Annotated in this window: 12 protein-coding genes and 1 riboswitch; of the genes, 6 read left to right on the forward strand and 6 right to left on the reverse strand. The window is 41.5% G+C overall.

The annotated features are described in order from the left end of the window. The first annotated feature begins 84 nt into the window (after positions 1-84). Positions 85-1,074 carry an ABC transporter substrate-binding protein gene (locus CD33_RS07620; protein ID WP_036199737.1) on the forward strand — a complete coding sequence of 330 codons (990 nt, stop codon included), beginning with the start codon at positions 85-87 and terminating at the stop codon, positions 1,072-1,074. A gap of 173 nt (positions 1,075-1,247) precedes the next feature. On the opposite strand, the gene CD33_RS07625 is transcribed toward CD33_RS07620, so the two are convergent. Next, the gene (locus CD33_RS07625) at positions 1,248-2,060 is read right to left on the reverse strand and encodes a S1C family serine protease (protein WP_036199738.1); all 813 of its coding nucleotides are present in this window, start codon (positions 2,058-2,060) and stop codon (positions 1,248-1,250) included. A 164-nt stretch (positions 2,061-2,224) separates the two neighbouring features. After that, positions 2,225-2,320: riboswitch (guanidine-I (ykkC/yxkD leader) on the forward strand. A 62-nt stretch (positions 2,321-2,382) separates the two neighbouring features. Here CD33_RS07625 and CD33_RS07630 point away from each other — a divergent pair. Next, positions 2,383-2,715, forward strand: coding sequence for a DMT family transporter (locus CD33_RS07630; RefSeq protein WP_036199740.1), 333 nt, complete (start codon positions 2,383-2,385; stop codon positions 2,713-2,715). Next, complete coding sequence (locus CD33_RS07635; RefSeq protein ID WP_036199742.1) at positions 2,715-3,029, forward strand: DMT family transporter; 315 nt, start codon at positions 2,715-2,717, stop codon at positions 3,027-3,029. The genes CD33_RS07630 and CD33_RS07635 overlap by 1 nt, the downstream gene beginning before the upstream one ends. Positions 3,030-3,935: 906 nt before the next feature. Here the strand turns inward: CD33_RS07635 and CD33_RS07640 are convergent. Then, on the reverse strand, positions 3,936-4,904 hold the full coding sequence (locus CD33_RS07640; RefSeq protein ID WP_036199744.1) for a hypothetical protein: 969 nt from the start codon (positions 4,902-4,904) through the stop codon (positions 3,936-3,938). Positions 4,905-5,586: 682 nt separating this feature from the next. Here CD33_RS07640 and thpR point away from each other — a divergent pair. The 3 genes from thpR to CD33_RS07660 all read left to right on the forward strand — a co-directional run bounded on the left by thpR (position 5,587) and on the right by CD33_RS07660 (position 6,964). Continuing rightward, positions 5,587-6,147 carry an RNA 2',3'-cyclic phosphodiesterase gene (gene thpR / locus CD33_RS07650; RefSeq protein ID WP_036199749.1) on the forward strand — a complete coding sequence of 187 codons (561 nt, stop codon included), beginning with the start codon at positions 5,587-5,589 and terminating at the stop codon, positions 6,145-6,147. 159 nt (positions 6,148-6,306) lie between these two features. After that, on the forward strand, positions 6,307-6,666 hold the full coding sequence (locus CD33_RS07655) for a rhodanese-like domain-containing protein (RefSeq protein ID WP_088291757.1): 360 nt from the start codon (positions 6,307-6,309) through the stop codon (positions 6,664-6,666). A gap of 1 nt (position 6,667) precedes the next feature. Then, on the forward strand, positions 6,668-6,964 hold the full coding sequence (locus tag CD33_RS07660) for a rhodanese-like domain-containing protein (RefSeq protein ID WP_036199751.1): 297 nt from the start codon (positions 6,668-6,670) through the stop codon (positions 6,962-6,964). A gap of 339 nt (positions 6,965-7,303) precedes the next feature. Here CD33_RS07660 and helD read toward each other — a convergent pair whose 3' ends face one another. From helD to CD33_RS07680, 4 genes are all read right to left on the reverse strand, one after another. Continuing rightward, positions 7,304-9,562, reverse strand: coding sequence for an RNA polymerase recycling motor HelD (helD, locus tag CD33_RS07665; RefSeq protein WP_052130094.1), 2,259 nt, complete (start codon positions 9,560-9,562; stop codon positions 7,304-7,306). Between the two features lie 182 nt (positions 9,563-9,744). Beyond that, the gene (locus CD33_RS07670) at positions 9,745-10,830 is read right to left on the reverse strand and encodes a CopD family protein (protein ID WP_036199753.1); all 1,086 of its coding nucleotides are present in this window, start codon (positions 10,828-10,830) and stop codon (positions 9,745-9,747) included. A 3-nt stretch (positions 10,831-10,833) separates the two neighbouring features. Beyond that, the gene (locus CD33_RS07675; protein WP_036199754.1) at positions 10,834-11,397 is read right to left on the reverse strand and encodes a copper resistance CopC family protein; all 564 of its coding nucleotides are present in this window, start codon (positions 11,395-11,397) and stop codon (positions 10,834-10,836) included. A 155-nt stretch (positions 11,398-11,552) separates the two neighbouring features. After that, on the reverse strand, positions 11,553-12,083 hold the full coding sequence (locus CD33_RS07680) for a hypothetical protein (RefSeq protein WP_036199756.1): 531 nt from the start codon (positions 12,081-12,083) through the stop codon (positions 11,553-11,555). Positions 12,084-12,126 lie beyond the last annotated feature (43 nt).

Consider the following 12,126-nt stretch of genomic DNA (forward strand, 5'->3'; position numbering starts at 1 on the left):
AAAAAAGATGAAAGTTGATAAAAATGAAACTTAGCATGTATTAAGTGACAATCATCAAGTATTAACTAAATCAGGAGGGATAAAATGAGCATTTTCCCCAAAATAAATCTATTAACAATAGCATCTTTTGGCGTTTTGGCATTAGGATTGGCAGCATGTGGAAATCAAGCTGAAGATACACCCAAAACAGATAATTCTACCTCTAGTGAAGTATCAACAGGAGAAGAACAACCCGGTACCCGCACATTAACGGATGCATTGGGGAATAAGGTCGCAATTCCCGAGAATCCCAAACGTGTACTTGCATCTTATTTGGAAGATCCATTGGTGGCACTCGGCATCACACCTATTGCACAATGGTCGCTGAATGAAGGGGCAAGTATCCAGGGATATCTACAGGATTACTTAAAAGATGTCGATTTAATCAACTATGATCTTCCTTTTGAAGAAGTACAAAGTTTTGAGCCTGATTTAATCATTATGGATTCGCCAAGTATGGTGGAGGGCGGAAAATATGGCCAATATAGTGCAATCGCTCCTACTTATGTGATTGGGGCCGAGATGAACAATGATTGGAGAGAAGAGCTGCGAACAATAGGCGGCATCTTTGCAAAGGAAGATAAAGCCGAACAAGTCATTGCTGATTATGAAACAAAAGCAGGGGAAGCAAAAGCTCGGATTGAGGAGAAAATAGGCAAGAAATCGGCCGCTGCGATTTGGTTGGTTGGAGGAAGCTTCTTTGTGGTTAATAAAGAATTATCAAGCGGGGATGTTTTATATAATGATTTAGGATTTGAAGTACCTGCAGTGGTGGCAGAGATTTCGGCCAGTGGGGAGAATAACTGGAACGCGGTATCGCTTGAAAAACTAGTGGAACTTGATGCAGATTATCTATTCTTGGTAAACAGCGATGGCAGTGAAAGTGCGGCATTAAGTGATTCATTATGGCAAAGCATCCCCGCGGTGAAAGCAGGAAATGTGTATGAATTTGGGGCGGACACAAGCTGGTTATACACCGGGGCCATTGCAAATGATCAAATGATTGATGACGTTTTGGAAAGCGTAGCGAAATAATTTAAAGAGAAAAGTACTTGCATATAGAGATGATGCAAGTACTTTATATTTTACTGAAAAACCATTTTTGTAAATGTGGTTGACAAAAATTCCGGATTAAGGGCTTAATCCATCAAATCCCACGAGCTATAAAATGAAATCAAGGTGAGGGATATTATTATTTTCAGATTGAACTAAAATGGGTATTGCTCTTGTAATAGGTCGACAGGGACAAATAATCCGACGCGTCCATATGTATCATCATCAAGTGTTGCAAACACAATGCCGATCACTTGTCCTTCACGATTGATCACCGGGCTTCCACTATTCCCGCGATAGACCGGTGCATCCAACATGATCACTTCTTCATCCCAATCGGAAAGCTTCCTATAATCGATCACCTTGCCCTCATTGGCGATCCCGGTAAAATATAGCGGATTTCCAATAAAATAAATCGGCTCATTTTCAGTAGGTGTATAAGAATCAGCGAGCGTCAAATAGGGGAGCTTTTCTTCCCCTTCCACTTTCACGATAGCCAAGTCAATGTCCGGATAGCTCGCTATCACTTCTCCCTTTAATAAAAGGTCATCCGGGAAAATAACAGTGATAGTAAGGGCATCTTCGATTATATGGTCATTCGTTACAATATGGCCATCCTCTGAAATGGCAAATCCCGTTCCTTTACTATCGTTCGTTTGAATTTCTACAACGGCTTGCTTATAGGTTTGAATATCGTCTTGCCCGGAAAGTTTTGCGGATGTTTTTAAAAACTCGATCGCCGGGATGGAGAAGATTTCAAAAATGACAGCGAATGTACTAAATGCGAGCATCAGGGCCATGACCCAGGCAAAAAGGCGGACAGGCTTGGGCTTTTTCTTCGTTTCCTGTACTCCGGATAATCTCTTTTCCCGTTCTTTTTCGAGTGCTTTTCTCTGTTCCTCAAGGACTAATTCAATTAATTCCTCTTCACTGATCGGTTCAAAATCGTTCCCGTTCTCTCTATCCATCTCGCCCCTCCTTGCACGCATCGTTTCTTTTAATCATATCGGAAATCTTTGTTTTTTGAAAACTATTGTTAACCTAACAGAGGGGTTACAAAGGTCGGAATCCTAAAGATGCGAGCTTGAAATTGCCGGGATTATGTGACATAATACAAGACAATTGAATGAAGAGAAACGTTTTCTAGGGTTCCGTATCGTGCTGCGATGGTCTGGTCCGAGAGAAAACTACGCACAGCGTGACACGGAAGGCCAAAATCCTGGGAGATATTATTAAAATATCTTCCGGGATTTTTTTTCGTGAAAAATGAGATGAAGGAGTGGATTTAGCATGAAATCCTGGCTGAAAGTTTTACTGGCTTCACTGCTTGAAGTATTCTGGGTCATTGGTTTGGCGCACGCAGATGAGTTCTGGGAATGGGCAGGGACGATCATCGCGATTGTCATTTGTAACTATTTATTGATCAAGGCAACCTCGACACTTCCTACAGGGACGGTTTATGCCGTATTTGTAGGTCTGGGGACGGCGGGGGCGGTTCTTTCCGAAATCCTGTTCTTCGGGGAACCATTCAATATTATAAAAATCTTATTAATCGTATTGTTATTAGTAGGCGTCATTGGATTGAAGCTAGTAACAGATGATCAAAAGGAGGCGGAGGCATAATGGCATGGGTTGCATTAATCGTAGCGGGGGCATTTGAAACATTTGGTGTGGCCATGATGAATCAATACAGCGTCAGCCGAAATTGGAAGCCTCTTGTTTTTTTAGTGCTAGGCTTTTGTATTAGTTTATTTCTTCTAGACTACTCAATGAACACCATTTCAATGGGGACGGCATATGCAATCTGGACCGGAATCGGGGTCGTCGGGGGCACAATCGTCGGGATGCTGTTTTATGGGGAATCCAAAGAGTGGAAACGAATTTTATGTATTTTCATTATTCTCTGTGCAAGTATCGGGCTGAAGATTGTGTCGTAAATAATAGGGAAGCTCTGAGGTCAAAAATGACGCTCAGAGCTTTTGTTTTGGAGTAGGATTGCGGCTAGTAAACGAATGGAATTTGTCTGCAAATGGACAAATTTTGGTGGTTTCGTAAGAAAGTGTCCATTAGGGCGTTGCTAATGGACAAGTTTTGTTGGTTTCGTAAGGAAGTGTCTAATAGAGAGCTGCTAATGGACGATTTTTGTTAGTTTCGTAAAGAAGTGTCTAATAGAAAGCTGCAAATGGACAAGTTTTGTTGGTTTCGGAAGAAAATGTCCATTAGGGCGTTGCTAATGGACAAGTTTTGTTGGTTTCGTAAAGAAGTGTCTAACAGAGAGCTGCTAATGGACAAGTTTTGTTAGTTTCGTAAAGAAGTGTCTAATAGAGAGCTGCTAATGGACAAGTTTTGTTGGTTTCGTAAAGGAGTGTCTAATAGAGAGCTACTAATGGACAAATTTTCTTGGTTTTGCAAGAAAGTGTCTAATAGGGAGCTGATAATGGACAAGTTTTCTTGGTTTTGCAAGAAAGTGTCTAATAGGGAGCTGATAATGGACAAGTTTTGTAGGTATTGCGAGAAAGTGTCTAATAGGGAGCTGCTAATGGACAAGTTTTGTAGGTATTGCAAGAAGTGTCTTTTAGAGCGTTGCTAATGGACAAGTTTTGTTGGTTTCGTAAAGAAGTGTCTAATAGAGAGCTGCTAATGGACAAGTTATCTTGGTAATGCAGGAAAGTGTCTAATAGAGAGCTGCTAATGGACAAATCTCTTCGGTTTCAACAAAAGGTGGCCAAGAGCATGAAAGTCATAAGAAAACTTCGCTTTGCCCCTTGAAAAGACGGTAATGCCCCAAGACATTCATACTCCATAAAAAAACACATCCACCGAAAAGTGAAAGTGAAGTTTCACTAAGTTTTACTGATTGTCATTCCTTTAGTATTCGTAAAGCTTAGTCTCATCGTAGCATCATTTACCCAAATGATATCATCTTCCGTATTTTCAATATAAACGCCTGTTAGTGTATTGCCGTTTCTATCAATGATGGTGATGCGGTCCCCGAATTGAAAATAATCGTAAGGGCTTTGTTTCTCTATAAGTACCTTTAACTGATTAATAGTGTCTAAAATAGAGTTATAAGTTCCTTCTCGGTGTTCATTTAATTCCTCAAGCAATCCTGATTCCAAATCCTCGAGGCTGTTTTGCAAATCGCCTTGGTTGGATTGCAAGGCGTCAGTCAATTTGTTCAGTTGTTCCATCAATTGGCTTTGCAAAAGCTTTTGACTGGATAACAAGCTATCCTGTGCCCGTTTGACTTGGTCAGGCAATGTTTTCAGTTCTTTGATTTGATTAGGCAAGTTTCCTAGTTCCTTAACTTGACTAGGTAATGTTCTCAATTCTTCAATTTGGTTAGGAAGTGACCTTAATTCTTGCAGCTGACTTGATAATGTAGTCATTTGGCCGGGCAATGTTCCTAAATCCAACAACATCGATTGACTATTCATCATGAGGCTTCGCTGCAGGCGTTGAGCTTCCGTGAGTGAATCCATCTTCATGTTTACGTGCTGCACCTCATGGGTGATCTTTTTTTCCAATGAATGATAGCCGTTCGATAGCATATCCAAGCTGGAGTTTAGACGGCCTTGTTGGAACTGCTGCTGCAAGGAATTTTGCTGAAGGCATTCATTGAGGCATTCAAGCTGTTCTATCATGTGGTCGTGCTGTTCCAATAATTGCTCATGCTGTTCTTGTGTGCTCAGCATAAACTCGCCTAGTCGATCCGACGCAAAATAGCTTTGGTTGTTGGCTTCTATTTGAGAATCATCACTTAACCTATACAAATTATTTGCCATCGGTGAAAAGTAAATGGGGTTATCCATGTGAATTCTCCTGTCTTTTTAAGCACATAGTTATTCATACTATATGGAAGCTTTGGGGGGATGTGACAGGGCAGGAGCCTAAGCTTGAATATAAAGAAAGTCAGACTACGCAGTTCGTAGTCTGACTTGAAGGGCATTATGATAGTTTAGTAATGTGGGCATTTTCTAAAATGGATCGGGTAACAGCAACAGGTCCAAACATATCAGTAATCCAGACTAGTACATTACCCTCCGCACGAAGAAATAGACCTTGACCAGTTCCAAATGTAGATGTTACAGAAATTCTATCGAACGGTCTTAATCCAAGTTCACGCCAACTCGGGCTAGGGTTAGGGTTGTGGTCATGGTCATGATCATGACAGTCATGTTTGTGATTGTCGTTCGGGTTAATAGGAAGATTAAACATTAACAATTTCACCTCCTTCATTCTTTCTAATTACATTAAATGCAGGAGGGGAAATTTAAAAAAGGCAGATGTAATAGTTTTGAAAATATTATTTTCTTTTTTATAGAATTTCGGTAATTTAATTTTGAGATTAGTTCATTCATCATATATTGAACTTTTCACTAGGTTTTTGATAGGGGCAATCTGGGGAAAATAAATAAAATCTCTTCATAATTTCCATCGAGATGAGAACTATAATAATATGTAGTCAGACCGAATCTTGGGGAGTGGAGATAATTGGACAAACATCATTATTTTTTGGCGGCTAAGCTGCCAGGAGAAGTGAAGGGATTTTTAAATGAATGGGTTGAGCACAACCGACAGGAGTTTCCTTTTGCCAGATGGGTGCATTCCGAAGATTATCATATCACGTTGGCATTTTTAGGCTTTGCGGAAGAAAGCATGAAACAGGAAGTCGTTGAAACGATGGGGCAAGTGTTGGCAGATGAACGTCCGTTCCCTTTAAGGCTGCATAAAACCGGAACATTTGGGCCGCATAAAAAGCCGAGGATTTTTTGGGCGGATACTGAAGCATCGGTGGACTTGAACAGCGTACAAAAGAAGGTCCACCGGCAGTGCATCGATATTGGCTTCCAGTTGGATAAAAAACCGTTTCGCCCCCACATTACATTGGCCAGGAAGTGGCAAGGGGAGAGGGACTTCAATATGGACGCATTAAAGGATTTCGAAAACCCGCTTTCTTTTACGGTCAATGAAGTGGTACTTTATGAGACACATCTGGACAAAACACCAAAATATCATGAATATGCCCGTTTTTCCCTGGCGGAAGGGGAATAAGGAAAGTCAAAATTTAATCAAACTAGTTAATATCCCTTGAGCAATTTATCACTATGAGTCAAACATCTCCTGAAGGTTTTATCCTAATTCTCGTGTATAATAGTTTTAAACAAACAATTATGTATATCCGAATAGGCATAAATAGGAGTGAAGGAACCAGTGATAGAGTGGATTTTGATCATTATTCTCGTTGGGTTTCTCGTATATCGCCTGACGCCGGCGAAGGGAATTCAAACGATTGACGCAAAGCAATTAAAAGATGTCTTGCATGACCCGAATAAGGTGTTTATAGACGTTCGGTCTCCGATGGAATACAAAACGCAACATATTCAACAGTTTCAAAACATCCCACTAAAATCGAAATTTAATGATTTGCCGAAAGATAAGGAAATCGTTGTCATTTGCCAAACCGGTATAAGGAGCAACCAAGCTTGCAAAAAACTAAAAAGACGCGGGCATACGAAAATTATCAATGTCCGTGGTGGGTTAAGCAACTGGAATTTCAAGGGGGAGAAATAAGATGAAAGAAATTACGCCTAAAGAAGTGAAACAGCGTTTAGAAAATGGAGAACAACTGAATTTGGTCGATGTACGTGAAGTGGATGAAGTGCAAGCAGGGCATATTCCGGGAATAACACATATTCCGTTGGGGTTACTCGAATTCCGGGCTCATGAACTGGATAAATCCAAACCGTATATCATGGTCTGCCGTTCTGGCGGCCGAAGCGGAAAAGCAACGGAATACTTGGAAAGCCAAGGGTTTGATGTAACAAATATGAGTGGCGGCATGCTTAAGTGGGAAGGCAAAGTAGAATAAATATTTTATGGAAGGTCTAGTTCAATTTTTATTGGGTTCGGCCTTTTTTCTATAATAGAATAATAAAACTTGCGCCAAGTGAATAATATGGAACTTTTTTTAATATATTTAGAATAAAGGAGTGGAGACATATGAGAATTCCTGCCTTACCTCAAACAAGAGAGATAGATTCAAAAAGAAGAAGTATCGTTTTTAGGCTTCTCCGACAAATTCTTCCGAAAAAACATGCCAAGAAACGTTCATTCGTCCGAATTCCCCCTAGGAAATAAAGCTGTTCGTGGTCTTAACAGACTTTGAACAGCTTCCAATCTCCCTGGCTTTCCCTTAAACTATGTGCTATTAAATTGCTTCAAGCAAAAAGAATTCCAATTCCGGTCCTACCAAATACAATTCATGCATGGCGCGGGTCAGGGCTACGTATAAAAGCTTCCGGTCAATGGCTGTATCAAAGTAGGGAATGTCAAATGCCGCGATGATGACAGCGTCAAACTCAAGCCCTTTCGCCAAATGGCTTGGAACAATGAGAAGCTTGTCACCGCCGAGCACGGAGTCGTCGTTCAGCATTTCGGCAGGAACGTCCGCTTCATTTAATAACTTCGTATAATTTGTTGCCTCAGCCGTAGTTTTGCAAATAAGGGCGATGGATTTGTGGCCATTTTGTTTAATGGCTTGATATAACTCGTTCATTTTCTCTGAATCAAAGAGGGCACTTTGCACAAAAGTCGGTTCATTGCCATGACGGACAACGGGTTCAACTAGTGGCAGGCTTTCATCCATTTTCTCCAGGATTTTATTTGCTACTTCCATAATTTCAATCGTCGTTCGGTAACTTTTCTGCAAGGTGAAATAATTTGCGCGAGGGAATAGTTCAAGGACTGAATCCCATTCCGTCAGTGAGCGATAGCTGTGGATGCCTTGAGCCAGGTCCCCAACCATAGTGAACATGTCTGTTTCAAGCCCATCCGAGAGAGCAGCTAACTGGAACAAACTATAGTCCTGTACTTCGTCGATAAACACTACGCGCATTTTCCATTGATCTTGAATGCCCTTGATTTTTGCGTGCATGTAATAGAGTGCCGCTAAATCCTCCAATGCCCATTTTTCTTTCACGTGGGCTTGCAAAAATTTCTCCTGCTCGTCAAATGTCCATTCAGGTGCCAGTTCTTGCAAGAGCTGGCGATCGGTTAAAAGTTTGCGGTACATTTGCTTGATTTTCGCTTTCTCGAAGCGTTTCATATAGACAGTGGCAGTTGATTTTGCCTCGGCTGTGATTTTCGGAATGCGCTCATCCCGTTCATCGATGAATTTCGTTACGGTTTGGCGTCTTTTGTCCGGATCCCGGAGTCCGCTCAATGCTTTTCCGATCATATCTTCATAACGGGTATTCAAGGAAGACAGGACGGCTTTTGATTTGCGTTTCACCTCGGTTTGCACAACCTTCTTAATGCGTTCAATCCGCTTTTCAATTGGCATATAAGCAAACTCTTCCAAAAACAGCTTCTTCAAGTGGCTTCCACGCATGATGCGGTATTTTTCAATAAATACATCTTCATTAAATAAGTTTGCCAACGTTTGTTCATGCATCTTGATGTAACGGTCCAACAGTTTTTTGTAAAATAAGGACCCCTTTATTTGAGCGATATTGAAAGAGGGGAGTGCGTCAAGTCCTTCTTCTACAATTGTTTCAAGCTGCTCATTTGGGTTTTGCAATTTCAGCTTGATCCCTGTCGCATTTTGAACGTATTCGGCGTAGGTTGTTTGGCAAATTTGCTCCACGCCAAGTTCGGGCAAGACGTCACCGATATACTCGATGAATAATTTGTTAGGTGCGAGAATCATAAGCTGCTCAGGATTGAAGTGTTCGCCCATTGTATATAGGAAGTAAGAGATTCGGTGAAGGGCGATGGTTGTTTTTCCGCTTCCTGCTGCTCCTTGCACGAGAATGGGCTGCTTCAGGTGGGCGCGGATAATTTCATTTTGTTCTTTTTGAATGGTAGCGACAATCTCGGTCAATCGTACATCGGCTTTTCCAGAAAGCGCCTCCTGCAAGAGATCGTCATTCGTTGTTAAATCGACATCTTGGAAGCTTAACAGTTCGCCATCTTCAATTTTGTATTGGCGTTTTGAGAATAGGTGCCCTGTAAACACTTCATCACGGACGGGGTAGGAAATTTCGCCAAGCCGGCCGTCATAATAGACGTTGGCCACTGGTGACCGCCAGTCCACGATGATTGGCTCGAAAGTTTCGTTATGGAAGAGGGAGGTCTTACCGATATATAAAAGCTCCTCCAGTTCGCCGGTTCGCTGGAAGTGAATACGCGCAAAATAAGGTTTTTTCTTGATGGCTTCCAAGCTTTCTTTTTGGTTTAACGCTAATTCAAAGAAGCGTGAATTCGTTAAAATATTGATATAGCTATCACTGGAATCGATATATTCGAGGTTTGCCATCGATTCTTTTATTTTGTCCTGGACAGCTTTCAAATCCCGCTGTGACGCCTCAAGCAGTTCACCCATATACTGTTTGGTGTATTCCAGCCGTTCAGCTTCTTTTTGGAACTCCGGCAGCAGACGTTGGCTTCGTTCATTTTGGTCGCCCATTGTTGATCAATCCTCCATTCAATTGGGATAACGTACATAAAAGCTAGATATTTATCTTACTAAATTTTCCTTATGAAGTGAAGTTTTGTCCAATCTTTTTATAGATACACTTGTGTTTTGCCAATGAATTTTTTTCATATGAAAAGCCGCTCCCAATGTTGATGGAAAGCGGCTATTGTTAGTTATTTGATACTCAGCATCACGGACAGGTATCCACCGATCACAAGGAACATACCCATCAGAAAAGTCATGATGGCCGGCATTTTCTTTATGAAGGAAAAAAGCATTAATCCCAAGAATAGAAGGGTGACGACCATAAGCATGATGGCAGTCGCGTTTGGTGCGAATTGAACTTGCATATTCGGTTCGATGTGCCCTTGGTAAACGAGGCGGAAGAAAACCGAAACATTGCTGCTTGAAATGGCGGTGTCTCTTGGCGGTGATTGCTGGCCGAGAGCGGCAGTAGCGGAAAAAATAAGCAGCATGAGGACACCCTCCGCTTTTATCCATGGCAAGGGGTTGAAACGCTCATCCGATTGAACCCTCTTTTTCATCAATAGGCCGTTCACCACAGCAAAAACGACGAGCGGAATAATCAATAAATGTTTCAGCAACAATGTTTGTCCATAAGAAATAGGCAGCGAATTAGCATAGTCATCCACGATGATGTCCATCAAAAGCAGTCCGCTTGCGATGGTAAGTGTAAAGCATACTATGGCAACAGGGGTGAACCATTTTAAAAAGTTCGCCCAGTTGGCATGGCTTTTTGAAAACATGCTGATGGCAATCAATACACCGGCCCAGACGGATACGGCAGTGAAGTGGACAGTATCCCCTATAAAACCTGGCAGCACATTATATGAACTGGCATGGCTTGACCAGCCTAAAGCAAGAATTAAAAGGAAGATAATTGCGATCCCAATGGAATTGATGAATTTATTGTGCTGGTAATCAATCACGCATATAAAAAGGAACAGGAAAATCGATACAATGAATGTGAAAAGCCATGCTTTCCCAACCTCAAACGTCAATAGGACAGATTGCAAAGTTTCGCCCAGTCCCATATTGGGCACCAAATACACCATGAGTTGCAGCACCGGGAAAAATGAAAACAAGGCAATCCCGCTTGAAGTAATAAGCAGAGCACCTTTTGGAATGATGATGGCCGGACGCTTGTCTTCAGGAATTAACGTAAGAATAAAACTGCCCATGATGATGGAAAAACATAGGTAAACGAAAGCCTGACTTAAAAACCCTAGAACAACCATCTTCTATTGCTTCCTTTTGGCAATGAAGAGGAAGCTTCCTACAACAATCAGAATAAGGATACCGATAAATGTCGGCACTAAATAGGATGTTGAAGTATCGTCGGACGTTTCATCATCCGCCGTGTCTTCACTTGCAGGATTTGTTTCCGCCGTTGCCGAATTGTTCGTTTCATCTGTGACTTCCACATCCAAAGATGCATTTTCATTATTTTCAGCCGCGTTCATTGTAAAAGGGATTTCTCCTTCGATTAAATGACCATCGACGCCGATAATATTCCACTTAATGAGGTATTCGCCGTTATCGATAGGTGCCGGGAGCGTGCCGGACAATACATTTTCCGATACAGTGATGTTTTCCACAGAAACTGCTTTACCTTCATCATTTACAAGCGTGAAGGAGCTGCTCTGTTCAATTTTACCTTCATAAGTCAATGTAATTTCATTTAAAGGCTCGGTCAGTACCTCCCCGTTTTGGGGAGAAGAGCTTTCGATATGTGTATGCGCAAATGTGCAATTCCCGAAAGATAACAGGAAGATAAACGAAAGGATAAAGAACTTTTTTGCCATAAGGACCTCCAGAATTATAATTCGGATAAATTGTAGCACATTCGACTGTCAAAAGCCGTTTGGACGTTTGCAAGGGCCTGCCATACTTCATAAATAGGAAACAAAAAAAGGCGCATGTGAGGAAGTGGAATTTCCTGGCATACACCTTTTCAAGCTTATTTCAAATCGGCTTTTTTGGGGAAAAGAAGATACGAGATGCTGATCACGCCATCAACCAGTAAAGCGATGGACCAAATTCTCCAAACATTACGCATTGCCTCGGTAGAATTCGGATCGATATACGTAAGGATTAACCAAAAGATTACGCTGCCGATTGCGAAAGCGAAAACGTGGCGGCCCAACATCTTTAATTCATGCCATCCTTTTTCGATGCCATAGAGAGCCTTTTTTGTTGATTCTTTTTTTAGGAAATAGGTTTGGAATTTATCGTCTGCCCACCCGATCATTGTTTTACCGTAGGCAATCGAGACGCCGATGTAAATAACAGATATGCCGTGTGCGGTTGTCGCCACCGCACCGGATTGCAAATCGACGACTGTCAATGCGATCAAAGCTAGGTCGATCAGGGGGGTCAATAAAAAGAATAAGTAACTTAACTGTTTATGTTTTAGTACATAACGTGTAAAGAGGCCGGCCAAGATTGCAATCCAAAACAATATTTCAGCAGCAATAATCCATTTAATCAATTTATGAAATCTCCTTTTATGGTTTTATTTAATACGAATGTAT

The organism is Ureibacillus sinduriensis BLB-1 = JCM 15800 (assembly GCF_000772955.1).
GTDB lineage: Bacteria > Bacillota > Bacilli > Bacillales_A > Planococcaceae > Ureibacillus > Ureibacillus sinduriensis.

Coding starts and splice junctions, on each gene's coding strand:
- CD33_RS07625 (WP_036199738.1), bottom strand. CDS start 2,060: ATGGATAGAGAGAACGGGAACGATTTTGAACCGATCAGTGAAGAGGAA.
- CD33_RS07630 (WP_036199740.1), top strand. CDS start 2,383: ATGAAATCCTGGCTGAAAGTTTTACTGGCTTCACTGCTTGAAGTATTC.
- helD (WP_052130094.1), bottom strand. CDS start 9,562: ATGGGCGACCAAAATGAACGAAGCCAACGTCTGCTGCCGGAGTTCCAA.
- CD33_RS07640 (WP_036199744.1), bottom strand. CDS start 4,904: ATGGATAACCCCATTTACTTTTCACCGATGGCAAATAATTTGTATAGG.
- CD33_RS07660 (WP_036199751.1), top strand. CDS start 6,668: ATGAAAGAAATTACGCCTAAAGAAGTGAAACAGCGTTTAGAAAATGGA.
- CD33_RS07635 (WP_036199742.1), top strand. CDS start 2,715: ATGGCATGGGTTGCATTAATCGTAGCGGGGGCATTTGAAACATTTGGT.
- CD33_RS07670 (WP_036199753.1), bottom strand. CDS start 10,830: ATGGTTGTTCTAGGGTTTTTAAGTCAGGCTTTCGTTTACCTATGTTTT.
- CD33_RS07675 (WP_036199754.1), bottom strand. CDS start 11,397: ATGGCAAAAAAGTTCTTTATCCTTTCGTTTATCTTCCTGTTATCTTTC.
- CD33_RS07620 (WP_036199737.1), top strand. CDS start 85: ATGAGCATTTTCCCCAAAATAAATCTATTAACAATAGCATCTTTTGGC.